The 24,743-nt window shown below is 62.9% G+C and carries 26 protein-coding genes; 5 read left to right on the plus strand and 21 right to left on the minus strand.

What is annotated here, in order from left to right; translation table 11 throughout:
- Positions 1–7 precede the first annotated feature (7 nt).
- The 4 genes from A3AU_RS0113095 to A3AU_RS0113110 all read right to left on the minus strand — a co-directional run bounded on the left by A3AU_RS0113095 (position 8) and on the right by A3AU_RS0113110 (position 1,609).
- Positions 8–247, minus strand: coding sequence for a DUF680 domain-containing protein (locus A3AU_RS0113095; RefSeq protein WP_027053236.1), 240 nt, complete (start codon positions 245–247; stop codon positions 8–10).
- A 255-nt stretch (positions 248–502) separates the two neighbouring features.
- Positions 503–745, minus strand: coding sequence for a DUF680 domain-containing protein (locus A3AU_RS0113100; RefSeq protein ID WP_027053237.1), 243 nt, complete (start codon positions 743–745; stop codon positions 503–505).
- A gap of 386 nt (positions 746–1,131) precedes the next feature.
- A complete protein-coding gene (locus A3AU_RS0113105; protein WP_027053238.1) occupies positions 1,132–1,359 on the minus strand; it encodes a DUF680 domain-containing protein in 228 nt (75 codons plus the stop codon).
- A 46-nt stretch (positions 1,360–1,405) separates the two neighbouring features.
- Positions 1,406–1,609, minus strand: coding sequence for a DUF680 domain-containing protein (locus tag A3AU_RS0113110; RefSeq protein ID WP_027053239.1), 204 nt, complete (start codon positions 1,607–1,609; stop codon positions 1,406–1,408).
- A 463-nt stretch (positions 1,610–2,072) separates the two neighbouring features.
- Here A3AU_RS0113110 and A3AU_RS0113115 point away from each other — a divergent pair, with 463 nt between their 5' ends.
- Both A3AU_RS0113115 and A3AU_RS0113120 read left to right on the plus strand, forming a co-directional pair.
- Positions 2,073–2,741 carry a response regulator gene (locus A3AU_RS0113115; RefSeq protein WP_027053240.1) on the plus strand — a complete coding sequence of 223 codons (669 nt, stop codon included), beginning with the start codon at positions 2,073–2,075 and terminating at the stop codon, positions 2,739–2,741.
- The gene (locus tag A3AU_RS0113120) at positions 2,731–4,089 is read left to right on the plus strand and encodes a sensor histidine kinase (protein WP_027053241.1); all 1,359 of its coding nucleotides are present in this window, start codon (positions 2,731–2,733) and stop codon (positions 4,087–4,089) included. The genes A3AU_RS0113115 and A3AU_RS0113120 overlap by 11 nt, the downstream gene beginning before the upstream one ends.
- A 22-nt stretch (positions 4,090–4,111) precedes the next feature.
- Here A3AU_RS0113120 and A3AU_RS0113125 read toward each other — a convergent pair whose 3' ends face one another.
- The 5 genes from A3AU_RS0113125 to A3AU_RS0113145 form a co-directional block, all read right to left on the minus strand.
- Entirely contained in the window at positions 4,112–4,990 is an 879-nt protein-coding gene (locus A3AU_RS0113125) for an ABC transporter permease (protein ID WP_027053242.1), read from the minus strand.
- A gap of 12 nt (positions 4,991–5,002) precedes the next feature.
- Positions 5,003–5,812: an ABC transporter ATP-binding protein gene (locus A3AU_RS0113130; protein WP_027053243.1), complete on the minus strand. Its 810-nt coding sequence runs from the start codon at positions 5,810–5,812 to the stop codon at positions 5,003–5,005.
- Between the two features lie 105 nt (positions 5,813–5,917).
- Positions 5,918–6,922, minus strand: coding sequence for an ABC transporter substrate-binding protein (locus tag A3AU_RS0113135; RefSeq protein ID WP_027053244.1), 1,005 nt, complete (start codon positions 6,920–6,922; stop codon positions 5,918–5,920).
- 172 nt (positions 6,923–7,094) lie between these two features.
- Positions 7,095–7,877, minus strand: a complete 783-nt coding sequence (dapB, locus tag A3AU_RS0113140) for a 4-hydroxy-tetrahydrodipicolinate reductase (protein WP_027053245.1) — start codon at positions 7,875–7,877, stop codon at positions 7,095–7,097.
- 8 nt (positions 7,878–7,885) lie between these two features.
- On the minus strand, positions 7,886–9,979 hold the full coding sequence (locus A3AU_RS0113145) for an ATP-dependent helicase (protein ID WP_032917311.1): 2,094 nt from the start codon (positions 9,977–9,979) through the stop codon (positions 7,886–7,888).
- On the opposite strand from A3AU_RS0113145, the gene A3AU_RS1000000139830 reads away from it, so the two are divergent.
- Positions 9,966–10,520 carry a hypothetical protein gene (locus A3AU_RS1000000139830; protein ID WP_154674583.1) on the plus strand — a complete coding sequence of 185 codons (555 nt, stop codon included), beginning with the start codon at positions 9,966–9,968 and terminating at the stop codon, positions 10,518–10,520. The two genes, A3AU_RS0113145 and A3AU_RS1000000139830, sit on opposite strands and share 14 nt — an antisense overlap.
- A 34-nt stretch (positions 10,521–10,554) precedes the next feature.
- Here the strand turns inward: A3AU_RS1000000139830 and A3AU_RS0113160 are convergent, their stop codons facing one another.
- The 4 genes from A3AU_RS0113160 to A3AU_RS0113175 form a co-directional block, all read right to left on the minus strand.
- Entirely contained in the window at positions 10,555–10,728 is a 174-nt protein-coding gene (locus tag A3AU_RS0113160) for a hypothetical protein (protein WP_245235471.1), read from the minus strand.
- Between the two features lie 305 nt (positions 10,729–11,033).
- Entirely contained in the window at positions 11,034–12,194 is a 1,161-nt protein-coding gene (locus A3AU_RS0113165) for a M20 aminoacylase family protein (protein WP_027053248.1), read from the minus strand.
- The gene (locus A3AU_RS0113170; protein WP_027053249.1) at positions 12,187–13,431 is read right to left on the minus strand and encodes a Zn-dependent hydrolase; all 1,245 of its coding nucleotides are present in this window, start codon (positions 13,429–13,431) and stop codon (positions 12,187–12,189) included. Before A3AU_RS0113170 ends, A3AU_RS0113165 begins: the two co-directional genes overlap by 8 nt.
- Positions 13,428–14,636: a diaminopropionate ammonia-lyase gene (locus tag A3AU_RS0113175; protein ID WP_027053250.1), complete on the minus strand. Its 1,209-nt coding sequence runs from the start codon at positions 14,634–14,636 to the stop codon at positions 13,428–13,430. The genes A3AU_RS0113170 and A3AU_RS0113175 overlap by 4 nt, the downstream gene beginning before the upstream one ends.
- Positions 14,637–14,740: 104 nt before the next feature.
- Between A3AU_RS0113175 and A3AU_RS0113180 the strand changes: the two genes are divergently transcribed.
- Positions 14,741–15,214, plus strand: a complete 474-nt coding sequence (locus A3AU_RS0113180) for an Lrp/AsnC family transcriptional regulator (protein WP_027053251.1) — start codon at positions 14,741–14,743, stop codon at positions 15,212–15,214.
- A 74-nt stretch (positions 15,215–15,288) separates the two neighbouring features.
- The gene (locus A3AU_RS0113185; RefSeq protein ID WP_032917313.1) at positions 15,289–16,431 is read left to right on the plus strand and encodes a flavin-containing monooxygenase; all 1,143 of its coding nucleotides are present in this window, start codon (positions 15,289–15,291) and stop codon (positions 16,429–16,431) included.
- 35 nt (positions 16,432–16,466) lie between these two features.
- Here A3AU_RS0113185 and A3AU_RS0113190 read toward each other — a convergent pair whose 3' ends face one another.
- The 8 genes from A3AU_RS0113190 to A3AU_RS1000000139500 form a co-directional block, all read right to left on the minus strand.
- Positions 16,467–18,575 carry a molybdopterin-containing oxidoreductase family protein gene (locus A3AU_RS0113190; RefSeq protein WP_027053253.1) on the minus strand — a complete coding sequence of 703 codons (2,109 nt, stop codon included), beginning with the start codon at positions 18,573–18,575 and terminating at the stop codon, positions 16,467–16,469.
- 91 nt (positions 18,576–18,666) lie between these two features.
- Positions 18,667–19,386 (minus strand): cytochrome c biogenesis CcdA family protein, encoded by a 720-nt coding sequence (locus A3AU_RS0113195; protein WP_027053254.1) that lies wholly within the window; start codon positions 19,384–19,386, stop codon positions 18,667–18,669.
- 9 nt (positions 19,387–19,395) lie between these two features.
- Positions 19,396–19,791 carry a thioredoxin family protein gene (locus A3AU_RS0113200; RefSeq protein ID WP_027053255.1) on the minus strand — a complete coding sequence of 132 codons (396 nt, stop codon included), beginning with the start codon at positions 19,789–19,791 and terminating at the stop codon, positions 19,396–19,398.
- 145 nt (positions 19,792–19,936) lie between these two features.
- Complete coding sequence (locus A3AU_RS0113205) at positions 19,937–21,814, minus strand: ABC-F family ATP-binding cassette domain-containing protein (RefSeq protein ID WP_027053256.1); 1,878 nt, start codon at positions 21,812–21,814, stop codon at positions 19,937–19,939.
- Between the two features lie 240 nt (positions 21,815–22,054).
- On the minus strand, positions 22,055–22,504 hold the full coding sequence (locus tag A3AU_RS0113210; protein ID WP_081294320.1) for a Ros/MucR family transcriptional regulator: 450 nt from the start codon (positions 22,502–22,504) through the stop codon (positions 22,055–22,057).
- A gap of 160 nt (positions 22,505–22,664) precedes the next feature.
- Entirely contained in the window at positions 22,665–22,868 is a 204-nt protein-coding gene (locus A3AU_RS0113215) for a hypothetical protein (protein WP_027053258.1), read from the minus strand.
- Positions 22,861–23,787 (minus strand): DMT family transporter, encoded by a 927-nt coding sequence (locus A3AU_RS0113220; protein ID WP_027053259.1) that lies wholly within the window; start codon positions 23,785–23,787, stop codon positions 22,861–22,863. The genes A3AU_RS0113215 and A3AU_RS0113220 overlap by 8 nt, the downstream gene beginning before the upstream one ends.
- Before the next feature lie 45 nt (positions 23,788–23,832).
- Complete coding sequence (locus A3AU_RS1000000139500) at positions 23,833–24,669, minus strand: hypothetical protein (protein WP_027053260.1); 837 nt, start codon at positions 24,667–24,669, stop codon at positions 23,833–23,835.
- Between the last annotated feature and the right edge of the window lie 74 nt (positions 24,670–24,743).

A 24,743-nucleotide genomic window follows, 5' to 3' on the forward strand; every position in this document is an offset into this window, starting at 1 on the left:
CGAAATCTCAGTTCCCCCAGATGCCCTGGCCGGATTCCGGCCAATCGGCTGCGGTCTTCATCTTGGCGTCTGCTGCCTTCTGGCCAGCAATATCCGTATTCTTGACGGCGCCGGTGACGGCATGATCGACGCCGGCGAGCGAGGCAACCGGCTGGTTGGCGTTATCGGAACCGTAGTGGTCACTGCCGGCAAAGGCGGCGCCGGTCGCAACTAGAATGGCGGCGATAGTGAGAGCGATCTTATTCATTTCAATCTCCTGGTTTCATCCGTTAGGCGGCGTCTTGGGAGGACGGTTCCGCTGAGGATGAGACCCGACGCCGCCCTGTTTTATTCCTCGAGACGGATATTTTTTGTGCCGGGTCCGACGACCGGTCGATCGAACCGATGCCAGCCGGTGCCAGTCCTCTTGCGCAAAAAACAAGAGCGGCGGGCCGAACCCACCGCTCTTTGTCGTCGAGGCCCGCCGCGCAGAACAGCTGCCCCAGACGCGTCGGCCGGTTGCTTACTGGCCCCAGATCCCCTGGCCTGATTCAGGCTGATCCGAATCCGGGGTCAGCCTGAATCCGTGGTGCTCGGTTGTCTTGCGGGTAGAAGCCGTGAAGGTGTGGTCTATGGTGCCCGCCTTGACCGCTGGTGCGGTGACGGCCGGCTGGTTGACGTTGTCCGAACCGTAATTGTCACTGCCGGCGAAAGCCGTGCCCGTGGCAATTAGGATGGCGGCGGCGGTAAGTGCGATCTTGGTCATTTTAAGTACTCCAGTATCTCTCTGTTCTGTCCGTCAAGTGGCGTGCCCTTGGGAGGAATTTCGCGTCGCTCGGACAGACCCGAAGTGGGTTTTTAGTTCGCCGACTTCCAATCACGAAGATGTTCCATCACGCGCCGGATGCTGAGCTCGAACTTCGGCCCAGAAATCAAGAGCTGAAGATTTTATTATTAAACATCATGTGGTTATACGAAAATGATCTGCCTATATCGCGACTATTCGCTGAACAGGCGCCGACGATCCGCTCACGGTCCGTCACTATAACTTGAACCGATCGGTTCGATTTTCGATCAGCACTCACGTACGCAAAAAACAAGAGCGGCGGGCCAGGCCCACCGCTCTTTGTCGTCTTCCGGGGATTGCAGGAATTAACGGCCCCAGATGCCTTGGCCAGACTGAGCCGGCACGTTGGCATTGGCGTCGCCCTGTGTCTTTACGGACTTCGCGATCGAACCGGTGCGGACGGTGTCGACGTTGGAGGACGACTGACTGGCAACCGGCTGGTTGACATTGTTGGAACCATAGTTGTCGCTGCCGGCAAAAGCGGTGCCCGTGGCAACAAGGATGGCGGCGGCGGTAAGAGCGATCTTGGTCATTTTAACTACTCCTGAATTCGAAATTGGGTGATGTCGGCAGTCGCGATTAGCGGCCGAAGAGGTTGCGGTCAGCACCCTGCGGCGCCTGAGCCTGGACCGTTGCGGTCGCCTTCGTGGTCGAAGCGGTGACCGAATGGTCGATAGCGGCGACGGGCTGATTGACGTTGGCCGAGCCATAGTTGTCGCTGCCGGCGAAAGCGGTGCTCGTGGCAACGAGGATGGCAGCAGCGGTAAGAGCGATCTTGGTCATTTTAAGTACTCAGTTTCTTAATCCTGTCCGTCTAGTGGCGTGCCTTCTGGGAGGAATTTCGCGTCGCTCTGACCACCCCGAAGTAGGGAATGCCTTTTGGGATTTCCAGTCGCGTCCGCTTTGCAGAATTTTCTTATATTATAGACAATGCATATTGCATCACAGCAATTGTAACGCGATTTATGTAATGATTTCAGTCTATTGAGCTCCGAGCTCCTGCTGAAGCCGAAGTGCTTTTGGGGGTGATTGTTCACCGTCTGCGATACAATCTGTCAATCAGAACCGAACCGTTCGGTTCGATTTCTGCATGAAAACAGGCCGGTCGACCCCTTGAAAATCCGCTGCGCCCGCTAGCCGGGACCGCATTTGTCTTGCGTTGCGATCGATACTGTCGCTCATTCGAGAGAGATCGCCGTGGCCGATCGGGCCAAGGCGATCCGCTGGGAGATGGATACGGATAGACATGCGACTGCTGCTTGTTGAGGATAATCGCGAACTGGCCGACTGGTTGGGCAAGACGCTGCGCCAGGCAAATTATGTGGTCGACATCGTCCATGACGGCGAGGATGTCGAGCACGCGCTGGCGGCCGGCGATCATGCGCTTGTCATCCTCGACCTGGCGCTGCCGCGCATGGGCGGGATGGAGGTGCTGCGCCTGCTGCGGGCGCGCGGCAATGCGGTGCCGGTGATCGTATTGACCGCCAACGCCAGCCTCGACGGCCGGGTCAAGGGCCTCAATGAAGGCGCCGACGACTATCTGGCAAAGCCCTTCCAGATCGAGGAACTCGAGGCGCGCATCCGTGTACAGCTGCGCCGCGCCAATGACCGGACCGCACCTGTCGTTGCCTGCGGCGATCTCGTCTTCGACACCAACACAAGGCTGTTTTCGCTCGCCGGCGAGACGCTGGCACTCACACCGCGTGAGCATGCGGTACTGGAGCAATTGATGGTCAAGGCCGGGCGCACCGTGAGCAAGGCGGCACTGTCGGCGGCGATCTACGATTTCGAGACCGACGCCGACCCCAGTGCCATCGAGATCTATGTGCACCGTGTACGCAAGAAGCTTGAGGGGTCGCGGGTCCAGATCGCCACCTTGCGCGGTCTCGGCTATCTATTGCGCCATGAGGATTAACAGTCTCCGGCTGCAACTCCTGGCCTGGGTGGTGCTGCCGCTCGCCGGGCTGGCCACCATCAATCTGTGGACCAGCCATCGCAGCGCACAGGCAACCGCCGATCTGATTACCGATCGCATGCTGGTGGGGTCGGCACGGATGATTGCCGAGCAGGTCACCATGACCGACGGGGTGCTCAACGCCACGGTGCCTCCGGCGGCGCTCGAGATGTTCGACACCGGCGACCGCGACAGGGTCTACTATCGCGTCGATACCGCGCAAGGGCGACTGCTGACCGGCTATCCTGGCCTGACGAAAACGCCGGGGCGCCCGAGCATGGAGGCGATTTACCGCGACCAGGCGCTGCGGCTGGCAACGTTTACGCACGCGGTGGTCGGCGCCGGCGAAGACTCGCCGATATCGGTCACCGTCGGCATCACGCTTGCCGGCCACGACGCGATGGTGCGGCATCTCTGGGTCAGCGCCTTCACCCAGCAACTGGCGCTGGTGGCGATTGCCGGCGTTTTCGTGCTGCTCGGCCTGCGGCGTGGGCTGGCGCCGCTGATCAGGCTGCGCGACGCGGTGCGCTCACCCAAGCGCAGCGAGCTCGAACCGATCGAAGTCGCCGGCGCGCAGAGCGAAATCCGGCCGTTGGTCGATGCGCTCAACGCCTATATGGAACGCGTCAGGGCGCAGATGGCGGCGCAGCGCCGCTTCATCGCCAATGCGGCGCACCAATTGCGGACGCCACTGGCGCTGCTGTCAACGCAGGCGAGCTACGCACTTCGCGAAAGTGCCGCCGACGCACGCCAAGAGGCGCTGGTGGCGCTACAGGCCAGTTCCGGACGGCTGGCCCGGCTGGCCGAACAACTGCTCACCCTGTCGCGCGCCGAGCCAGGCAGCCGGCGGCCACGTGCCGACCGCATCGATCTGACCCAAGCCGCCCGCCATGTACTGGAAACGCAGGCGCCGGCAGCTGTGGCGCGCAACATCGATCTCGGGTTGGACGAAACCGGTCCCGTGACCGTGATCGGCGACGGCACCATGCTGCGCGAGATGATCGTCAACCTTGTCGACAACGCGCTGCGCTACACGCCGGCCGGCGGCACCGTCACCGTCAGGCTGGCCGCCAGCGATGGCGAGGCCGTGCTGACCGTCACTGATGACGGGCCGGGCATACCCGCCGAGGAACGAGACCATGTCTTCGAGCGCTTCTACCGTCTCGCTGACGCCGCCGGCGAAGGCAGCGGGCTGGGACTGGCCATCGTGCGCGAGGTGGTCGAAAATGCCGCCGGCCGCGTCACCCTTGCGGATGGCGCGGCCGGCGGCCTGGTGGTCGAGGTGCGGCTGCCGCTGGCGGGCGGCTGATCGCTAACCGAGCGGACTTCGCCTACTGCGTTTCATGCAAGGGCTGCGGGCGCCATTTCGCCAGCCGGTTCTCGACCATCGTCATCAGATATTCCGCGCCAAGCGCCACGACCATGATGATAACGATCGCGGCATACATGCCGGCGGCGTCGAAAGAGCCCTTGGCGATGTTGATCAAAAGACCGATGCCGTAGCGCGAACCGACGAACTCGCCGACGATGGCGCCGATGATGGCGAAGCCGAAGCTGACATGCAGGCTGGCGAAGATCCAGCTCATCGCCGACGGCACGATCACCGAGCGCGTCAATTGCCAGTCGGAGGCACCGAGGATGCGGGCATTGGCAATCATCGACCGGTCCGCCTCGCGGACGCCCTGGAATGCGTTGTGGAAGACGACGAAGAACACCATGACGAAGGCCAGCGCCACTTTCGAAGCAAGGCCAAGCCCGAGGATCATGATGAAGATCGGCGCCAACACCACGCGCGGGATCGAATTGATCACTTTGATGTAGATGGAAAAGATGTCGGCTGCCATGCGGTTGCGACCGAGAGCGACGCCGATGACGATGCCGGCGACCGAGCCGGTGACGAAGCCGAGGACGGACTCCTCCATGGTGACGTAGAGATGGTACCAAAGGGGTCCTTCGGACGTGCCCTCCGTCGTCCACTCATAGAGCCTCTGCGCGATCGCGCTTGGCGTCGCATAAAAGAACGGATCGATCCAGGCCATCCGCCCAGCGACCTCCCAGGCGACCAGGAAGACGATGAGGATGGCAAGCCGCCAGAAGGTTACCGTACGGCGGCGATGCTGCGCGGCTTTGGCGGCAGCGGCTTCGATTTCCGCGTCAGAGGTTCCCGGCTTGAAGCTTCCGGCCCTGATGTCGATGGCGGCATCGGTCATTTGTGTCCTCCCTCACGCGGCGGCGCGGGCATAGCTAGTCTCGACCTCTTCCTTGAGATCGGCCCAGATGGTGCGCGAATAGTCGATGAAGCTTTGCTCGTAGCGGATGTCGGCGACGACGCGCGGGCGCGGCAGATCGATCTTGTAGACAGACTTTACCGTCGCCGGCCCGGCGGTCAGCACATAGACCTTGTCGGCCAGCGCGATTGCTTCCTCCAGATCATGAGTGACGAACACGACGGACGCCTTGGCTTCGGACCAGAGGCGCAGCAGTTCCTCGTGCATGAGGACGCGCGTCTGTACGTCGAGCGCGGAAAACGGCTCGTCCATCAACAGTATCTCTGGACCGTTGATGAAGGTCTGTGCGAGCGCCACGCGCTTGCGCATGCCGCCTGAGAGCTGGTGCGGATAGTGCTGTTCGAAACGCGCCAGTCCGACGCGCGCCAGCCAGTCGCGCGCCGCGGCGATCGCCTCCTGCTTCGCCCTGCCACGGAAGAGCGGCCCGGCCATGACGTTCTCGATCACCGTGCGCCACGGGAACAGCGCGTCGGTCTGGAACACGAAGCCGATGCGCGGGTCTATGCCCTTGACCGGCGCGCCCATGACGCGAACCTCACCAGCGCTGGGGCTGGCGAGGCCGGTGACGAGGTTGAGCGTCGTCGACTTGCCGCAGCCGGTCGGGCCGACGACGGCGACGAATTCGCCGCGCTCGACCGTCATGGTAAAATCACGGATCGCCGTCAGTGACTTGCCGGTGGGCGTAAGGAAGCGGCGGCTGACATTGATCAGCTCGATCGCCGGAGCGGTCATTTCGACAGCCATGGTTGAGCAAACTCCAATAGAAGGCTAACGCCGCGCGGGGATCGCCGGACGCAGGAAAGGAGAGTTGCCGGCGCGATGCTAGGGCATCACGCCGGCAGGGTTCCATCACTTGGCGTTTTTGACGAATTCCGAGGTGTAGGTCTTCGACAGGTCGATCTGCTTGCCTTGCAGTTCCTTCTTGAAGGCCGAAAGCACCGTAAGCACCGTCTCGGGGCCGCCCTCGGGCATAACGCCGTCGGCGGTGAACATCGCCTTGCCGGCATCGAGGGCTTTCACATAGCCTTCCTTGTCGCCGACATAGTAGTCCTTCGGCATCTTGTCGGCGATTTCAGCACCGCTGTGGGTGTTGATGAATTTCTGCGTTTTGACGAAAGCATTGGCCAGCTTCTGCACGACGTCCTTGTGGGCCTCGACCCAGTCCGTCTGCATGTAGAGGGACGCGGCTGGGTATGTGCCGCCGAGCGCAGCCTTGGTGCCTTCTATCGTACGCATGTCGATAAGGACGGTGGCTGCGCCAGTCTTGAGGAGCCGGGTGATGGTCGGTTCGGTCGTCATGCCGGCCTGGATCTTGTCCTGTTGCATGGCGGCGATGAATGTATCGCCGGCGCCGACCGGGATTGAGGTGAATTCACCCAGCTTCAGGCCGTTCTTCACGGCAAGGTATTCCGTCAGGAAGTTTGTCGAGGAGCCCAGGCCGGTGACACCCAGGTTCATGCCCTTGAAATCGGCGGGCGACTTGATCTCGGGATGTTTCGTCGAGACCAGTTCGACTTCGCCCGGCGCCTGGCTGAACTGGACGACAGATTCGACGAATTTGCCTTTGGCCTGCAGGTCGATGCAATGGTCGTAGAAGCCGACAACGCCTTGTACGGCGCCGGCCAGCATTTCGTTTTCGGCATCGACACCGGCCGGTTCGTTCAACAACTCGACGTCGAGACCCTCATCCTTGAAGTAGCCGAGCGCTTCGGTGAGTTTGGCGGGCAGATAGATCTGCTTTTCGTAGCCGCCAACCATGATGGAAATCTTTTCGTCGGCCGCCGATGCCACTGTGGCCCCCGCGGCGGTGATGGCAAGCGTCAAGGCGGCAGTGCGCAAGGCGCACTTCGAGATGAAACCGGTCACAAATCTTCCTCCATTTGGGCGACGCGCTGTGAAGCCGCGCCGCATTCCTCCCTCGTCGGCCCTCGCGGGCCGGACATGCGGTGATACCCGCACCACTGTCATGACATGTCCAAGCTTTCAGCTGGCTTTCAGCCGCGCGGCAAAAAAATCGTTCGCAGCGTCACGCACGAGCGTTCAGCCCCAGCACGTCGCGCATATCGTATTGGCCAGGCGAGCGTCCCGCCACCCAGAGTGCAGCAGCGATCGCTCCACGGGCGAACATGATGCGATCGCCGGCGGCATGCGACAAGGTGACGAGCTCGCCGTCGGCACAGAAGCTGACGCTGTGTTCGCCGACAATGCTGCCGCCGCGGACCACCGCAAAGCCGATCTCGCCGGGAGGACGCACGCCGGTGACCCCGTCGCGAACGCGCCTTGCGACCGCATCCAGTGCGACGCCGCGTCCGCCGGCAACGGCTTGGCCCAGCATCAGCGCGGTGCCCGACGGCGCGTCGATCTTGTGGCGGTGATGCGCCTCGAAAATCTCGGCATCCCAGTCATCGGCATCGAGCGCTCTCGCCGCCTGTTCGACCAATCCGATCAGCATGTTCAGCCCGAGCGAAAAACTACCGGAGCGGACGACGGGAATCGTTTTCGCGGCGTCGGCGATGCCGGCGAGTTCAGCGGTATCGAAACCAGTCGAACCGATCACCAAAGCCGGCCCGCCCCTATTTGCGCAAACCCTTGCCAGACCGGCGGAGGCGGCCGGCGTGGTGAAATCGATCACAACATCGGCCGTTGCAAGCGCCTCGTCGCGGCTCACCAACCCGTCGCCTACAGTGCCCGGCCGGTGGAAGCGTGCGGCGAGTGCCAGCCGCGGATCGGTCTGCACGGCCTCGGCCATCTGGCGGCCCATGCGGCCAAGCGCGCCTGCGATCACGATCCGGATCGGCGGTTGCACCATGATTTCAGCTATTTCCACATGCCGCGCATGCGCGCGCCGATATCGACGCGCACTTCCGGCCGGGGTGCCCTGCCCTGTGCGGCTTGCGCGCTCGGCCACGACATCTGCTGAAACGCGGCGAGGATCGATGCCGGGATGAAGCGGGTGCGCGACGCATAGAGATGGCGGTCGCCGCGCGCCGCCTGACCATGCGGAAAGAAACGCTGCGGCATGATCAGGTTGAGGTTGTCCTTGGCCCGCGTCATCGCCACGTAGAGCAGCCGGCGTTCCTCCTCGATATCCTCCTTGGTGCCGACACCGAGATCGGCCGGAATGCAGCCATCGACGGTGTTGAGCACGAAGACATTCTTCCACTCCTGGCCCTTGGCCGAATGGATCGTGGACAGGATCAGATAGTCCTCGTCGCGATGCGGTGGGCCGGCCTGGTCGCTGGTCGCGTCCGGCGGGTCGAGCGTCAATTCGGTCAGGAAGCGTTCGCGCGAGGCATATCCCGAACCGATCTGCTCAAGCTGCAGAAGGTCGGCGCGGCGCGTGATCGCGTCCTCGTGAATGCGCTCCAGATGCGGCTCGTACCACAACCTGACCTGCTCGAGGTCGGCCGGCCATTTGGCGCCGGCCCGCAGCCCGGAATAGAGCGAGACGAAGCCCGGCCAGTCATCCGCCGCGCGCTGCGGCGGGCGCCAGCCGGCGAGGCCCATCGCCTCGTCAAGCGCCGATGTCATTGTCTCGACTATTTGGCCGGCAGCCGAGGGACCAATGCCAGGCATCAGTTGCAGGACGCGAAACCCGGCGACACGGTCGCGCGGATTTTCGGCAAAGCGCAGCACCGCCAGCACGTCCTTGACATGAGCGGCATCGAGGAATTTCAGCCCGCCGAACTTGACGAAGGGGATGTTGCGGCGGGTCAGCTCGATTTCCAACGGGCCGCTATGGTGCGAGGCGCGAAACAGCACCGCTTGCGATTTCAGCGCCGTGCCGGCCTCGCGTTCGGCAAGGATGGTGTCACAGACGAAGCTTGCCTGCTCAACCTCGTCGCGCACGGTTACCAGCCTTGGCTTGTCGGTGGATTTGCGCTCCGACCAGAGGTTCTTGGTAAACCGTTCCGAGGCCTCGCCGATCACCGCATTGGCGGCGGCCAGAATGGTTTCTGTCGAGCGGTAATTGCGCTCCAGCATCACCACATCGGCGGCCTGGGCGAACTGCCTTGGGAAGTCGAGGATGTTGCGCACTTCAGCCGCACGGAACGAATAGATCGACTGTGCATCGTCGCCGACCACCGTCAGCCCGGAGCCATCCGGTTTCAGCGCCATCAGGATCGAGGCCTGCAGCCGGTTGGTGTCCTGGTATTCGTCGACCAGAACATGGTCGAAACGCGCACCGAGATGCGCCGCGATCTCCGGCTCGGCCGCCATCTGTGCCCAGTAGAGCAGCAGATCATCGTAATCGAGCACGTTCTGCGCCTGCTTTGCTTCGACATAACCCGCGAACAATTGCTTCAGCTGGTCTGCCCAGCCGGCGCACCAGGGAAAAGCCAAGCCCAGTACCGCACCAAGCGGCGCCTGCGCATTGACCGCGCGCGAATAGATGGCGAGGCAGGTGCCCTTGGTCGGAAAACGTGCCTCCGTCTTCGAGAAACCGAGTTCGTGGCGCACGAGATTCATCAGGTCGGCCGAATCCTCGCGATCATGGATGGTGAAGGCCGGATCTAGGCCGATCTCCAGCGCATAGTCGCGCAACAGCCGGGCGCCGATGCCGTGGAAAGTACCGGCCCAGGTCAGCGCATCGGTGATGACAGCGGCGTCGCGGCCGAGCACCTCGCCGGCGATACGCTCGACACGCTTGGCCATTTCGGAGGCGGCCCGCCGCGAGAAGGTCATCAGCAGGATGCGGCGGGGATCGGCTCCCCTGACGATGAGATGAGCGACGCGATGCGCCAGCGTGTTGGTCTTGCCCGAGCCGGCGCCGGCAATGACCAGCAACGGCCCCGCGATCTTGCCATCGCCATGCTCGACGGCCTGGCGCTGGGCATCGTTCAAGCGCGATAGATAAGCGGGCGTTGCGGCCGGCTCCAAAAAAGTCGAATCATGGGTGGCGACGTTCATCGCCCATCAAGCATCGTTTCCGCTTTGTTCGCAACAAAGAAGCGGCACGCTCGAGGTTCCGACGCGATTGCTGTTGCCAAACCGCTTCACGGTTTTCGTGGGAATTGCTCTACCGTCCGGGATCGACACCCATCGCCGCCGATTGGCGGCGCAGAGCGTCGCGATCACTTCTCGGTGCCGGCAGCAACAGGGGATCGATGTCGCCGGGAACGTCGTCGATCATCTTGCGAGCGAGGCGGTAGGTAAGAAAGGCCAAGGTGCCGGCCAGAAGCAGACGGATCATGCCGCGGTCTCCTCTAAAGAAGGTCAACCGGAGGCGGGGCTTTTTGTTCCATCCCGGCAAGTTCGCAACCAAACCGAGATCGCCTCGTTTGTGAGGATGGAGGCGATCACGATGAAAAAGCTAAGGTCAGGCCTCATCCTGTTGGCTTTGATTGTCTCGGCCTGTGACAACAGGCTGCCGCCAACAAAGGCTGCCGGTACCGAACAAAGCGGCCATGCCAGCATTCCTGTCATGGACGCGGGGACTGTAGGCAAGTAAGTATGTTCCGTGCAGTCGAGTGGCAATCCGAACCTCAGCGCATTGCCGCGATGCATTCCTCGAGGCGATCGAGGCGGAACTTGGCATTGCGCAGTTCGTTCCCGGATTTCTCTCGATGCTGACGGCCTGGCAACGGCGACGCCCCCGTCAAGTTTCTTTCGAGTTCAGCGATGCGCGCACGCACCTGCCGCGCCTCATTCTGACGCAATGTCTTTATCCAGTTCCGCCCGCGCATCTGTCTGCCCGCAGCCCCCAAAAGACCTGCGGCCTGTATGCCAGCAAGACCCTAACTTCTTGCAAGTGCGAATATTCTAACTTTAATGAATACTAATTTAGCAGGCGACGCTTCAGCGAAGAAGGCCGGCGCCGCTTGGGAGGAGAAGGCGCCGGCCAAGCGGATAAATCAGGTCCGCCGCAGGACGAAGGGTAGCTGAGTCTTGCCGTCGCGTCATGCCGGATCGTGGATTTTGGCCTTTTCCCCCCGCAAAACGGGTCGAAATGGATCGTGGTCTGTCAAATCGCAAGCCGTTGCCTGGCAATGGCGACATGGAAGCTGGCGCCGAACACCAGCCCATCATCGTTGAAGTCGTAGCTGGAATTGTGCAGCGGCGGCGAGGCCACGCCATTGCCGAGGAAGACGAAGCAGCCCGGTACATGGTCGACGAAACGGGCGAAATCCTCCGACGCCGTCATCGGCTCGCGGGCGACCGCGATATTGCCAGGCTCGAAGACGTTCCTGGCAGCGGCGAAGGCCGCCTCGACCAGTTCCGCATCGTTGCGCAGAGGCACGAATTCTCTACTGTAATTGACCTCGGCGGCAACGTTGTAGGCGGCAGCGGTACCCTCGGCGATGACACGCATCTGTCGCTCGATCGCGGCGCTGACTTCGGGGCGGAAACTGCGCGCATCGCCAAGGATGCGGGCAAGGCCGGGCAATGCGTTGCGGGTGCCGTCGGTGATCAGTTCGGTCACTGAAACCACCGCTATATCGGCCGGGCTCAGCCGGCGCGAGACGATGGTCTGCAGATTGGTGACCAGCGCGCAGGCGGCCACCAGAGTTTCGTTGCCCGAATGCGGCCGCGCCGCGTGTCCGCCGAGACCTCTCAGCACGATCTCGAAATTGTCCTCCGCCGACATGATCGGGCCGGCGCGGGTCTCGAAATGCCCGACGGGCAGACCAGGCAGATTGTGCAGGCCGAAAATCTCGTCGAAGGGAAAGCGCTGCAGCAGGCCGTCGTCAAGCATGGCCAGCGCGCCCTTGCCCCACTCCTCGGCCGGCTGGAAGATGAAACGCACGGTGCCGTCGAAGCCACCCTCGCCAGCCAGCAGCTTCGCCGCGCCGAGCAGCATGGCTGTGTGGCCGTCATGACCGCAGGCATGCATGACACCCGGATTGCCGGATCGGTAGGGCGCGGCCGACTGCTCCGATATGCGTAGCGCATCCATGTCGGCCCTCAGCGCAATGGCGCGGTTGCCGCTGCCGCGCTTCAGCGTGCCGACGACACCGGTGCCGCCGACCCCCTCCGCGACATCGTCGAGGCCGAATTCGCGCAGCCTGGCCGCGACGAAGGCTGCGGTGCGTTTCTCCTCGAAACCGAATTCAGGGTGCGCGTGCAGGTCGCGCCGCCAGGCGGTCATCTCGCGCTTCAGCGCTTCGAGATCGAGTTCAGCCATTGCCGCGCACCTCCAGTTCCGCAAGCTCGGTGACGACATCAAGCAGGATGTTGGCGCCGGCAACAAGCTCGGCATCCTCGGTCTGCTCATGTGGGCTGTGACTGATGCCTCCGGCGCTCGGCACGAAGATCATCGCTGCCGGCGCGATGCGCGCGATCATCTGCGCGTCATGACCGGCGCCCGAGGTCATGCGCCGCGAGACGAGCCCGCGCTTCTTCGCCGCCGCCTCGATCAGTTCGACGACTTTGCCGTCGAAGACAACCGGTTCGAAGCGTGCCAGCCTTTCGACCGTCACGGTGATGCCCTGTGCGGCAAGCTGTTGCAGAAAGGCGGCCAGCGCCGCTTCTTCCGCCCGCAAGCGCTGCTCGTCAGGATCACGCAGATCGACGGTGAAGACGGCGCGCGATGGAATCACGTTGATGGCATTCGGCTCCAGACGCATCGTGCCGACGGTGGCCACAGTTGGCGAATTCGAGGCCGTTGCCCGGTCATGCAGGAAGGTGACCACGCGGGCCGCGGCATATCCGGCGTCGCAGCGCATCGACATGGGCGTAGTGCCGGCATGGTTGGCGACGCCATCGAGGGTGATGCGCTGCCAGGAAATACCTTGCAAAGTCTCCACCGCGCCGATCGGGATGCCCTCCCGCTCAAGGACCGGTCCCTGTTCGATATGCAGTTCGACATAGATGTGCGGCTTGAAAAAACCCGGTTCGCGGTCGCCGGCATAGCCGATGCGGGCAAGTTCCTGGCCGAGCGTGCTGCCATCGGTGCCGACGGCGGCGAGTGCCGCTTCGACATCAACGCCACCGGCATGGACAAGCGAGCCCATCATGTCGGGAGAGAAGCGCACGCCTTCCTCGTTGGTGAAGGCGGCGACGGCGATCGGGCGCGACGGGACAAGGCCCGACGCCTTCAGCGTCTCGATCACTTCGAGCCCGGAAAGCACGCCATAGCAGCCATCGTAGATGCCGGCGTCGATGACCGTATCGATGTGCGAGCCGATGAGCAGCGGTGCCTTGCCTGCATTGTCGGCGACTTGCCAGATGCCGAAGATGTTGCCGATGCGGTCGATGGCGACATCGAGCCCGGCCCGCCGCAGCCAGCCGACGAAGAGGTCGCGGCCCTGTTTGTCGGTGTCGGAGGCCGCCAGGCGGATCAGCCTGCCCTCGCCATCGCGGCCAACGGCGCCGAGTTCGCGAATGCGGCCAAGCAGGCGCTGCGCATCGATCGAAATCATGGTGTTGCCTCGGCAGCCAACCTGCCGGCCAGCACGTCGGCCGGGCTTATGCCGACCAGCTCGGCATAACGAAGCGGGTCGGTCGCACCTTCTGTGTTGATCACCAGCACGCGGGATTTGCCGTCGAGGCCGAGTTCGGTCCTGTTCTCGGCCACCGCGCGGATCAGCCCGGCAAGGCCGACGCCGCCGCTTTCACCGGCGACGACCACCGGATCACTGCCGGCTGGCCGTGCCAGCCGTCGCATCACGGAGACAGCGTCGTCCTCATTCACGGTCATGAAGGCATCAGCGGCGCGCGCCAGCACGCGCCAGGCGACTTGCGAGGCCTCGTAGCATTCAAGCATGGCCATGACAGTCGGCTGGTCGTGCGCCACCTTGACCACGTGCCCTGCCCGGGCAGCCCCGGCAACGCAGGCCGCGCGGGCGGGCTCGACGACAATGAAGGTTGGCCTCGCCGCGCCGAGCACGATGGCGAGATGGCCGGCCACCGCGGCGGCTATGCCGCCGACGCCTGCCTGGACGAAGACATGGGTCGGCGGCTCGCCAAGCTGGCGCAGCGCCTCGCGCACGATCGCCGTATAGCCCTGCATCACCAGGCCAGGGATGCGCTCATAGCCCGGCCACGACGTATCCGAAACCACGGTCCAGCCTTTCTCTGCCGCGATCCTGGCGGCCTGCCTGACCGAATCGTCATAATTGCCGTCGACACGGACCATCTCCGCGCCATAACGGGCGATTGCCGAGACGCGCTCGTCGCTGACGCCGGCATGGACAAAGATCACGGCCCTGGCGCCGGCAAGCTCAGCACCTTGCGCGACGGAGCGGCCGTGATTGCCATCGGTGGCGCAGGCAAAAGTCATCCTTGCGGCGACCGAGCGAACCTCGGCCCGGTCGAGATCCTCAACGTCGACGTGACGGCCAAGCCGCTTGCTTGCCTCCTCAAGCACAAGGCGAAAGACAGCATAGGCACCGCCCAGCGCCTTGAAGCTGCCGAGGCCGAGACGAAAGCCCTCATCCTTGACATGCACCGTGCCGAGGCCGAGTTCGCCCGCCAGCGCCGGCAGCGCGTGCAGCGGCGTCATCGCATGATTGTGGCGATGGGCAAGAAAGTGCTCGACCGTATCCGCCCCGGCAATCCCGAGGGTTTCGGCGTCGGCGGCATCAAGCGGCTCACCGTGCAAGGCATTACGATTGGGCAGGAACACTGGCGACCTCGTTGGGCAGTCAGCGAGAACATATTGCAAGACAGGCGCAAAGAGCGCTGTAATTGAGCTGACCAAATGCAAGTTTGTTTCGCGGAACACCTCCATTGCCTCCATCCCCGCTCGACAATTTCGATCTCGCCATCCTGGCCATCCTGCAGCGGGACAACAGGACCCCGCAGCGGCTGATCGGCGAAGCGGTCAACCTGTCGGCACCAGCCGTGCAGCGCCGCATCAAGCGCATGGAACAGACCGGTGTCATTGCGAGCAATGTCGCAATCGTCGAACAGGCCGCGGTCGGCCAGCCGATCACCATCTTCGTCGAGGTGGAGCTCGAGAGCGAGCGCACCGAGCTCATCGACGCCGCCAAGCGGCAATTTTCGGAAACGCCCGAAGTGCAGCAATGCTACTACGTCACCGGCGAGGCCGACTTCATCCTCATCATCACCGTTGCCGACATGGGCGCCTATGAGGCGCTGACGCGAAAGCTGTTCTTTGACAGCAACAATGTCCGGAAATTCCGCACCTTCGTCGCCATGGACCGCGTCAAGGTTGGCCTGACGGTGCCGTTGCCGGGTTGAGCCCTGCGGCAGCCAGGGTCCACATGCCATGCGTTTGACATTCTACAGTACGCGAATTGGGCAGGGAGGCGCGCTTGGACGACACGACATCAGTGGCGATCATCGGCGCCGGGCCGGCCGGCCTGGCCGTCGCCGCATGCCTGCGGCAGGCGGCCATCGACTTCATCATCATCGAAAAAGAATTGCAGGCCGCGCCCGCCTGGCGGCGCCACTACGAGCGCGTCCACCTGCACACGACCAAGCGCTATTCGTCCCTGCCCTTCGTGCCGTTTCCGAAGCACTATCCACGTTATGTACCGCGCGATCTGTTCGTCGACTATCTCGATGCCTATGCGCAGCGTTTCCACCTAAAACCCCGGTTTGGTGAAACGGTGAAAGCGATCACCTGCGAGGGTCGTGGCTGGCGTGTGGAGACAACATCCGGCTCGTCGCGCGCCAAACATGTGGTGATCGCATCAGGCTACAATGCCGAGCCTTTGCGGCCCGCATTTGCCGGCATCGACAGCTTTACGGGCCAGACACTGCACAGCGCCGACTATCGCAATGCCACGCCGTTTGCCGACCAGTCGGTGCTGGTCATCGGCATGGGCAACACCGGCGCGGAGATCGCGCTCGACCTGGCGGAAAACGGTGCACAGCCGACGATTTCGGTGCGCGGCGGCGTCCATATCGTGCCGCGCGAACTGTTCGGCGTGCCCATCCAGGTGGTCGGCATGGCGACGCGCCTGGGACCGCAGCGCCTCAACGATTTTCTTTTCCCCGTCATCCTCGACATGGTGCTGGGCAGACTGGAAAAATATGGGCTCAAACGGCCGGGACAGGGGCTGCTGGAACAGATTGCGATTGCGTCACGCATTCCGGTGATCGACGTGGGTACCATCGGCAAGATCCGCGAAGGCGCGATCAAGATTGCCCCCGACATCGCCGAGATCACGGAACGCGGCGCCCGTTTTGCCGACGGCAAACACAGCGAATTCGACGCGATCATCTTCGCGACGGGTTACCGGCCGGGCTATGCCGGATTGCTCGAGCCCGGCATCCAGCCGGACCGCAGCGGCGTTACCGCGCAAGCTTCGGACCTCGGCCTCTACCTCATCGGTTTCCACAATGCAGTCACCGGATTGCTGCGCGAGATCGGCATCGAAGCCCAGGCGGTCGCCGATGATATCCGGCACCGGCTGGACAGGAAAAAGGCAGCGGAAATCCTGCCGGTATAAGCCGCGCCTGCAGGCGGCTGACGGCTTCGGCCGGCTCAACTCGCCTTGCGCAGCCAGACCTTGTTGTCGTGGAAGGCGGCGCCGCCATAGGGGGCCGGCGCGTCGGCGCCGGTCAGCACGTTGATGCCCTCGCCGCGCTCATGCGCGCTGTTGGGCCAAATGCCTTCGGCGATCACCACGCCACGCTTGATGCCGCCGAAGACCTTGGCATGCAGCACCAGGTCGCCGCGCCGGTTGCCGACCTCGACACGGTCGCCGTCGGCAAGCCCAAGCTCCGCCGCATCGTCGGGATGCAGGAGCAGCAACGGCCTGCCTTCCTTCTCCTTTGACACCGGTGTCTCGGCAAAGGTCGAGTTCAGAAAATTGCGCGCCGGCGAGGTCGTCAGCCGGAACGGATGCGCCTCGTCGGCCACCTCGATCAGGTCGACATGGTCGGGAAACTCCGGCAGCCGTTCCACAGGTCCGAACAGTCCCATGCTTTTCGGCGGCCGGTTGGGAGCCGCCTGACCGGTCCAGTCGGCGCGAAAGCGGAATTTTCCATCCGCATGGCCAAATCCTTTGATGAAATGCGCGGTCTCGAAGTCAGGCTGCAGGTCGACCCATTTCTGCTCTTTCAAGCTGGCGAAGCTGCCCAGCCCGCGCTTGCCGAGAATGATGTCGATGTGCTGCTGTTCGGTGAGACCAAAGCCCGGGCGGTCGGCCACCCCCAGGCGCTCGGCCAGCTGTTCGATGACGAAATGGTTGGTGCGCGGCCCTTCCGGCGGCTCGATCAGCTTCGGCCCCAGCGTGATGTGCTGGTTGCCGCCGCCCTTGTAGACGTCGTCATGTTCGAGAAACATCGTCGCCGGCAGCACGACATCGGCGAGCGTGGCGGTGTCGGTCATGAACTGCTCGTGCACGCAGGTGAACAGGTCGTCGCGCAAAAAGCCCTGCTTCACCAGCCGCTGCTCGGGCGCGACATTCACCGGATTGGTGTTCTGGATCAGCATCGCCGTCACCGGCAGGCCGCCATAGAGCGCGTCGCTGGCGCCGGTCAGCACCGGGCCGATGCGCGAATGGTCGAGATGGCGGATCGCCGGATCGCGCATCCTGGTGCCCTCCAGCAGTTCCTGGTTGAGCTTGAAGATCCCGGAATTGGAATGGAAGGCACCGCCGCCCTCATACTGCCAGCTGCCGGTGACCGCCGCGATGCAGGACGCGGCATGCATGTTGACGGCGCCATTGCGCTGGCGGGCAAAACCATAGCCGAGGCGGAAATAGGTTTTCTTGGTCGTGCCAACCAATCGGGCGAAGGCTTCGATCTCGGCGACGCCAAGCCCGGTGATCGCGGAGGCCCATTCCGGCGTGCGGGTCTTCAGATGCGCTTCCAGCCCGGCGGGGTCGTCGGTGTATTTCGAGAGATAAACGCGGTCGGCCAGGCCTTCCCTGAACAGCACATGCATGACCGCGCAGGCCAGCGCGCCGTCGGTGCCGGGTTTCAGGACCAAGCCCATGTCGGCCTGCTTCATGGTCGCGTTTTCATAGACGTCGATGACGACGATCCGGGCACCGCGGTCCTTGCGCGCCTTGATGGCATGCGTCATCACATTGACTTGGGTGACCACGGCATTGGTGCCCCAGATGACCACGCAGTCGGACTTCGCCATCTCGCGCGGATCTGGCCCACGCAAGGCGCCCGCCCCCATCATCCAGCCGGTCCAGGCCAGATTGGTGCAGATCGAGCCGAAGAACCCTGAATATTTCTTGGCATGGCGAAGCCGGTCGATGCCGTCGCGCTGCACCAGTCCCATCGTGCCGGCATAGTAATAGGGCCAGACAGTCTCAGAGCCGTATTTCGCCTCGGCGGCGACGAACTTTTCGGCGACGAGATCGAGTGCGGCCTCCCAGCTTGCTTCCTTCCAGACGCCGTCGCCCTTGGCGCCGGCGCGGATCAGAGGCTTGAGCAGCCGGTCGGGGTGATGGACGCGGTCAGCATAGCGGGCAACCTTGGCGCAAACGACCCCCGAGGTGTAGGTGTTGGCCTTGGCGCCATGGACGCGGCCGATGCGGTTGCCGTCGAGCAGTTCGACCTCGAGCGCGCAGGTCGACGGACAATCATGCGGACAGGCCGAATGGCCGATGCGAAGCTTGGCGTGCTGGTTCATGTGGCCAAGGTTAGCCGGTTCCGGAGTCCGGGTGTAGGGCCAAGTTGGCGCAGTCCTTCTCCCTGCCGCCTCAGCAGCGTTCCACTGGTTTTCAGAATTGCGTCGTCAGCGCCGTCAGCCATTCGGGCGAGGCATTGACCAAGGCCGTCTCCAGCGCCTTGTCAAAGCCGGACAGTATCGCACCCGCGGTAAGCATCAGCAGGACGCCAAGCGCGACCTTGAGCCCGCCGCCCGTTTCCGCGATGCGGCCGCGCCAATGTAGCAAGGTTTCGCGCGACAGCATGCCAAGGATCAACAATGGCACTGACGCGCCGATGCCAAACAGGACCATGATGGCCGCGACCTGACCAAGGTTGTGTCCCTGAGCGGCAAGAACGGAGGCCGCTCCGAGTGTCGGGCCGACACAAGGGCTCCACACCGCTCCCAGCAACAGCCCGACACCGAACTGTCCCCAGAGACCGGCCGAGGAAAATCCTCCGAAGCGCTGCTCGACCCAATTGCCGGCCGGGCCGGCGGCCAGCGCGACCCGCGCCTGCAGGGCAGGCACGACCAGTATGGCGCCGAGGAAAAGCATCAGTACGGCAGCGGCGCTACGAAAAACACCACCGTCGAGCCCGATGGAAAATCCGATCGTGGCAACGAAGAGCCCTATAACCGTAAAGGAGATGGCAAGCCCTGCAGCCAATGCAACAGGACCGTATCGATGCTGGCTGACAGCAGCTCCGAGCACGACCGGTATGAGCGGCAGGACGCAAGGCGATAACGTCGACAGCACGCCGGCCGTGAACGAGAAGGCAACACCAAGCAGCATCGCCGTCGCTCAGATGGTGGTGTCAAGCAACTGCTTGATGGAGTCCGCCTGGGTCACGCCGACCAACCGGCCGACTTCCTTCGTGCCCTTGTAGGTAATCAACGTGCTCTGCATCTGCGCACCGAAGGCGCGGACGATATCTTTCTGTCGATCGAAATCGACTTCGAAGACAGCCAGATCCGCATGTTCGGCCATCGGCAGCAACTGGCCGAGAACCTGCTTCTGCGCCTTGCACGTCGGACACCATGAAGCGGTGATCTCGACCAGGATCGGCTTGCCCGCCTTCTGGGCGGCATCAAACGCTTGCTGGGTGTAGGCCATGTGTTCGGCGGCCAGTGCCGCAGGCGCGCATGCAATGCTCGATACGGCGGCAAGGGCGATAACAAATATACGGCGGTCAAACATTGTTCTGCTCCCGGAAACGATGGCAAGGTATGAAGCCCAGCATGGCGCCATAGTCCGTCATTCGCATCACGGCGGCCAGCCGTTACAGCCTCACGGTCATGTTATCGCCGAAGCAACGCACAAGCGCCGAGACAAGGATGTAGCGTTACTCCGCCGTGCCTTCCTCATATTCGGCCGACATGGTGAGCCACTTTTCCTCGTGGCCGGCCAGCGTTTGGGCGAGTTGCGAACGCTCCTTTGCCAGGCGTGTCGCGGTCGAGGGATCCTTTTCGTAGATCGCCGGGTTGGCCAGTTCGTCCTCGATACCGTCGATGCGCTTGCGGATGCGGTCCATCAGCGCTTCGGTGGCGCGGATCTCCTTGGCCAGCGGTTCAAACGCGGCGCGGCGCTGGGCTGCCTCGCGGCGACGGTCGGCTTTCGACGCCTTGTCGGCCTCGCGCCGCTCGCGGCGGTCGCCGGACACGCCAGTGACCAGCGTCTTGTAGTCCTCAAGGTCCCCATCATACGGGTTGACCGCGCCATCCTTGACCAGCCACAGCCGATCGGCCGTCGCCTCCAGGAGATGGCGATCATGCGAGATCAGGATGACGGCGCCGGGAAACTCGTTCAGCGCATGGATCAGCGATTCACGGCTGTCGATGTCGAGATGGTTGGTCGGTTCGTCGAGGATGAACAGGTTCGGCCCTTCGAATGCCGAAAGGCCCATCAACAGCCGCGCCTTCTCGCCGCCGGACAGGTCCTTGGCGGGCGTATTCATCTTCTCCGTCGACAGCCCGAACTGGGCGACGCGCCCGCGCACCTTGGATTCCGGTGCTTCCGGCATCAGCCGCCGGACATGCTCGTAGGCGTTTTCCTCAGGGCGAAGATCGTCGAGCTGGTGCTGGGCGAAGATCGCCACCTTGAGCCCGGGCGCCACCGTCATGGTGCCGGTCTCCTGCTTCAGCCGGCCGGACAGCAATTTGGCGAAGGTCGACTTGCCGTTACCGTTGGCGCCAAGCAGCGCGATGCGGTCGTCGGCGTCGATGCGCAGCGTCATCTTCTTCAGGATCGGCTGACCCTCGGTGTAGCCAACATTGACGTTGTTCAGCGCAACGATCGGCGAGGCCACCGTCTTGACCGGTTCAGGGAATGAGAACGGCCGCACTGAATCATTCACGATGGCCGCGATCGGCTTCATCTTTTCCAGCGCCTTGATGCGCGACTGCGCCTGCCTGGCCTTCGACGCCTTGGCGCGGAAGCGCTCGACGAAAGATTCCATATGCTTGCGGGCGGCTTCCTGCTTGACGCGGCCTTTTTCCTGCAGCTCCTTCTGCTCGGTGTACTGGCGCTCGAACTGGTCGTAGCCGCCGCGCCAGAAGGTCAGCTTCTTCTGGTCGAGATGAACGATCGAATTGACGGCGCGGTTCAACAGATCGCGGTCGTGCGAAATCAGGAGCACCGTGTGCGGATACTTCGATACATAGTTCTCCAGCCACAACGTGCCTTCGAGATCGAGATAATTCGTCGGCTCGTCGAGTAGCAGCAGATCAGGTTCTGAAAACAGCACGGCAGCGAGCGCCACGCGCATACGCCAGCCGCCGGAGAAGGACGAGGCGGGACGGCGCTGCGCGGCGTCGTCGAAGCCGAGGCCGGCCAGGATGGTGGCCGCCCGGGATTCGGCCGAATGCGCGTCGATGTCGGCTAGCCGCATGTGGATGTCGGCGATGCGGTGCGGATCGGTGGCGGTCTTTTCTTCCTCGAGGAGTGCCGTGCGTTCGAGGTCAGCCTTGAGCACGATCTCGATCAGCGGCTCCTCGGTTCCCGGTGCTTCCTGCGCCACCTGGCCGATGCGCGTGTTCTTCGGCAGGTTGATGGAGCCGGTCTCGGAGGGGAAATCGCCGGTGATGGCCTTGAACAGCGTCGTCTTGCCGGTGCCGTTGCGACCGACAAGGCCGGCCTTGGTGCCGGCCGGCAAGGTGAGCGAGGCATGGTCGAGAAGCAGGCGCCCCGCCATGCGCAGCGAGAGATCGTTGATGATAAGCATGGCCGCGCTTTTGCACGGGAGACACCAGCTTCGCAAGACCTTGCGGACCAGTTGGCCACGCAAGGTCGCGAAACGGTGTCCGCAACTAAAGCGCGTCACGCTGAAACGGAATCAGGCGACGCGCTTTAAGTCTTTGTTTTGATGCATGTCGTTGTCCCAGAACCGCTGCACACTTCTGAGCGACATGCATTAGGCCGTCAAGGTCGCGAGCCTGCCGCCTCCTTGCCGGCCCAGCCGAACTCAGGCAGTGGCCTTGCCACGCTTTGTCGTCTTGGCCACGACGGCCGGCGCTGCCGGCTTGCGGCCAAGTCCGGTCGACTTCGCCAGCGCCGACCGGGTCGCCGAGTAATTCGGAGCGACCATCGGATAATCCGGCGGCAGGCCCCATTTGGCCCGATAGTCGTCCGGGCTCAAACCATAGTCTGTCCTGAGGTGTCGCTTGAGCGACTTGAACTTCTTTCCGTCCTCCAGGCAGATGATGTAGTCGGGAAACACCGACTTTTTCGGGTTCACAGCCGGAACCAGGCTCGGGCTTTCCACGACGACCGCGCCAGCCAGCTTTCGTACCGATGCGCTGACGCTGGCAATCAGGTCAGGCAGGCCGGAAGCCGGAAGCGGATTGTTGCCTACATAGGCAGAGACAATATCGGCCGTCAGCTCGATAACAGTCTTATCCTCGATATTTGACAATTCTTTCACCCTATTTGCGACAAAGTCATCCACCCCAGCGAAGACTTCTGTCGATGTATCTCTTTAACCGCGTCCCCCAACGGGCGCCAAGCGCCAAAACGAATCAAGACTTGACGACAACTATTTTTATGGGAAATCGACGTCGCGCAAATTAGAAAATCTAATACTTGGACACAGCAGACTTGGTTGACCGGGCGTCGGCCAATATCTCAAGAATACGCCGCCAGTGGGCACAACGCCCAAAATCCTTCTGCTCAATCGCCTTTTCGGCCTTCATAGCCGCGTAAAGTGGTGCCTCGGCGCCAAATTCCTTGATCAGCCAAAGTGCTTCCTGCCTGGCGAGACGTTCATTGTCGTCAAACATGGTCTTGCGCCTCCGAATGCTCCAGGCCGACCGCGATGCAACTGCCGATGACAAGGACGGCGCCGGCAATGGCGGTCGCCGTCAACCGTTCGCCGGACAACGTCAGCAGCAAAGTCGACGCAATCGGCGTGAGATAGGCGACGACGGCGACCTTGCCACCACGTTCGAGCTTCAGGGCGCGCGACCAGAAGTAATAACCCAGCCCCATCGGGCCGGCGCCCAGATAGAGTCCGAGGGCGAGATCCACGCCGACAGGCCAGGCGACGCCTTCGCGAGCGGACCATAAAAACGTCAAGACGACGCCGATGAGCGACGAAGGCAGCAACAGGCGGTCCGGCGACATGGCGAGCCGGCCCACCACCACCGAATAGAAAGCCATGCACAGCGCGGAGCCGAATGCGGCGAAATAGCCGACGAGGTCGCCCTGGAACCAGTTGCTCTCACGTCCTCCCGAAATCACCAGCGCGACGCCGCCGAATCCAAGGGCGGCGGCAAGGCCCAGCAAGCCCGGTCGCCGCGGATTTTCGAAGGCGATCACCGCCGCGGCAACCATCAAAGGCCAGGTGTAGGCCACGAGATTGGCTTCGATCACTGGCATCGAGGCGAAGGCAACGTATTGGAGCACCATGGTGCCGACCAGACCGATGAAGCCGACCGCCAGAGGAGCGAATGCGGCCCTGGGCGCGACCGGCCGGACCGCCTCCCGACCCAAGAACCGGATCAGGGCGAAGACCAGGGCAGCTCCCGCAAATTGCAGGAACTGCACCTGCGAAACCGGATGGGTCGCCAGAAGGGATTTGCCGACCAGGGCATTGGTCGACCACAAAGCCACCGCGCCAGCGGCGAAGACCAGCGCGGGTATCGAGCCTGATCCAAGCCGAAAGTATCGGCAAGGAGCTCTAGTTCCGCGCTCGACCATGATCTCGTCCGAAACCCGGTTCGCACTTTTCGGGATCATGGTTGGTTACCATGATTCCCTGGCTCCCCCTGGAACCTGTGTTTCGGCGACCGGGGCGGGCGTCGGATGCTCCGCCTCGAACCGGCGATAGGCCGGCAACTGGTTGGTCCAGACATCTTCGGCGAGCTCGGCGACCCATTCGCGGTCGTGGTCGTTGTCGGCGGCGAGATAGAACATCCTGTTGTCGTCGACATAGGGCTTGGCCACCGAACGCTGGTTGAGCACCAGCGTGACGCGCTCGCCATACCGGATCGGCGCCGTACGATGCAGGACGCCGAGGAACTGCCCGAGCGTGGCGTAGTTCATCTTGTGGTCGATGCGCATGATTCGGTTGCGCGGAATCTCGCGGCCGGATTCGAGGATGGCGCGGCCGGTCTCGGAATCATCGCAATAGATTTCGAGATGTCCGCCAACCAGCGGATCGCTGATCGACAACGGAATGAGCTCGGTGACAGGAACGCCGTCGCAATGCCATTCGACGGCGCCGTCCCTGGGATTCATGAAGGTAACGGTCGAGCCGACAATCGACAGCGGATAGGGCTCGAGCTTCGTGCCCATCATGTCGGACAGCCGCTCCAGACGCAACTTGTCGTGCAGCAACTCGTTGATTTCGGGGATGAAACGGTCGGCGCCGGTGATGAAGGTCAGATCGAGGTGCTTGTGCACGGCATGGCTGGCCTTCAGCCTGAGCGCCGCTTCCTCGATCGCGGCAAGCAGTGCCGGATCATAGCCGTGCAGATACTGCGCCACGCCGAAACTCGACACTTTCCAGGCGGTTTCGTGGCCGATGATGGCCTCGCGGCTCATCGCATAACGCAGTTCGGGTATGGTATGTGCGTTCATTGTACTTCTCCAAGTGGGGGGCAAACACTTGGTTAACAGTCGATTAAATTAGCCCCCCCTGTAAAATTAGGAAT

It is taken from the genome of Mesorhizobium erdmanii USDA 3471, assembly GCF_000472705.1.
Lineage (GTDB): Bacteria > Pseudomonadota > Alphaproteobacteria > Rhizobiales > Rhizobiaceae > Mesorhizobium > Mesorhizobium erdmanii.

What these genes read in the sequence shown, in the direction of transcription:
- A3AU_RS0113105 (WP_027053238.1), bottom strand. Translation starts at nt 1,359, where the DNA reads ATGACCAAGATCGCTCTTACCGCCGCCGCCATCCTTGTTGCCACGGGC.
- A3AU_RS1000000139500 (WP_027053260.1), bottom strand. Translation starts at nt 24,669, where the DNA reads ATGAACGCACATACCATACCCGAACTGCGTTATGCGATGAGCCGCGAG.
- A3AU_RS0113170 (WP_027053249.1), bottom strand. Translation starts at nt 13,431, where the DNA reads ATGATTTCGATCGATGCGCAGCGCCTGCTTGGCCGCATTCGCGAACTC.
- A3AU_RS0113165 (WP_027053248.1), bottom strand. Translation starts at nt 12,194, where the DNA reads ATGGCTGAACTCGATCTCGAAGCGCTGAAGCGCGAGATGACCGCCTGG.
- A3AU_RS0113215 (WP_027053258.1), bottom strand. Translation starts at nt 22,868, where the DNA reads ATGTTTGACGACAATGAACGTCTCGCCAGGCAGGAAGCACTTTGGCTG.
- A3AU_RS0113195 (WP_027053254.1), bottom strand. Translation starts at nt 19,386, where the DNA reads ATGCTGCTTGGTGTTGCCTTCTCGTTCACGGCCGGCGTGCTGTCGACG.
- A3AU_RS0113095 (WP_027053236.1), bottom strand. Translation starts at nt 247, where the DNA reads ATGAATAAGATCGCTCTCACTATCGCCGCCATTCTAGTTGCGACCGGC.
- A3AU_RS0113190 (WP_027053253.1), bottom strand. Translation starts at nt 18,575, where the DNA reads ATGAACCAGCACGCCAAGCTTCGCATCGGCCATTCGGCCTGTCCGCAT.
- A3AU_RS0113205 (WP_027053256.1), bottom strand. Translation starts at nt 21,814, where the DNA reads ATGCTTATCATCAACGATCTCTCGCTGCGCATGGCGGGGCGCCTGCTT.
- A3AU_RS0113145 (WP_032917311.1), bottom strand. Translation starts at nt 9,979, where the DNA reads ATGAACGTCGCCACCCATGATTCGACTTTTTTGGAGCCGGCCGCAACG.
- A3AU_RS0113100 (WP_027053237.1), bottom strand. Translation starts at nt 745, where the DNA reads ATGACCAAGATCGCACTTACCGCCGCCGCCATCCTAATTGCCACGGGC.
- A3AU_RS0113110 (WP_027053239.1), bottom strand. Translation starts at nt 1,609, where the DNA reads ATGACCAAGATCGCTCTTACCGCTGCTGCCATCCTCGTTGCCACGAGC.
- A3AU_RS0113125 (WP_027053242.1), bottom strand. Translation starts at nt 4,990, where the DNA reads ATGACCGATGCCGCCATCGACATCAGGGCCGGAAGCTTCAAGCCGGGA.
- A3AU_RS0113200 (WP_027053255.1), bottom strand. Translation starts at nt 19,791, where the DNA reads ATGTTTGACCGCCGTATATTTGTTATCGCCCTTGCCGCCGTATCGAGC.
- A3AU_RS0113220 (WP_027053259.1), bottom strand. Translation starts at nt 23,787, where the DNA reads ATGGTCGAGCGCGGAACTAGAGCTCCTTGCCGATACTTTCGGCTTGGA.
- dapB (WP_027053245.1), bottom strand. Translation starts at nt 7,877, where the DNA reads ATGGTGCAACCGCCGATCCGGATCGTGATCGCAGGCGCGCTTGGCCGC.
- A3AU_RS0113115 (WP_027053240.1), top strand. Translation starts at nt 2,073, where the DNA reads ATGCGACTGCTGCTTGTTGAGGATAATCGCGAACTGGCCGACTGGTTG.
- A3AU_RS0113130 (WP_027053243.1), bottom strand. Translation starts at nt 5,812, where the DNA reads ATGGCTGTCGAAATGACCGCTCCGGCGATCGAGCTGATCAATGTCAGC.
- A3AU_RS0113120 (WP_027053241.1), top strand. Translation starts at nt 2,731, where the DNA reads ATGAGGATTAACAGTCTCCGGCTGCAACTCCTGGCCTGGGTGGTGCTG.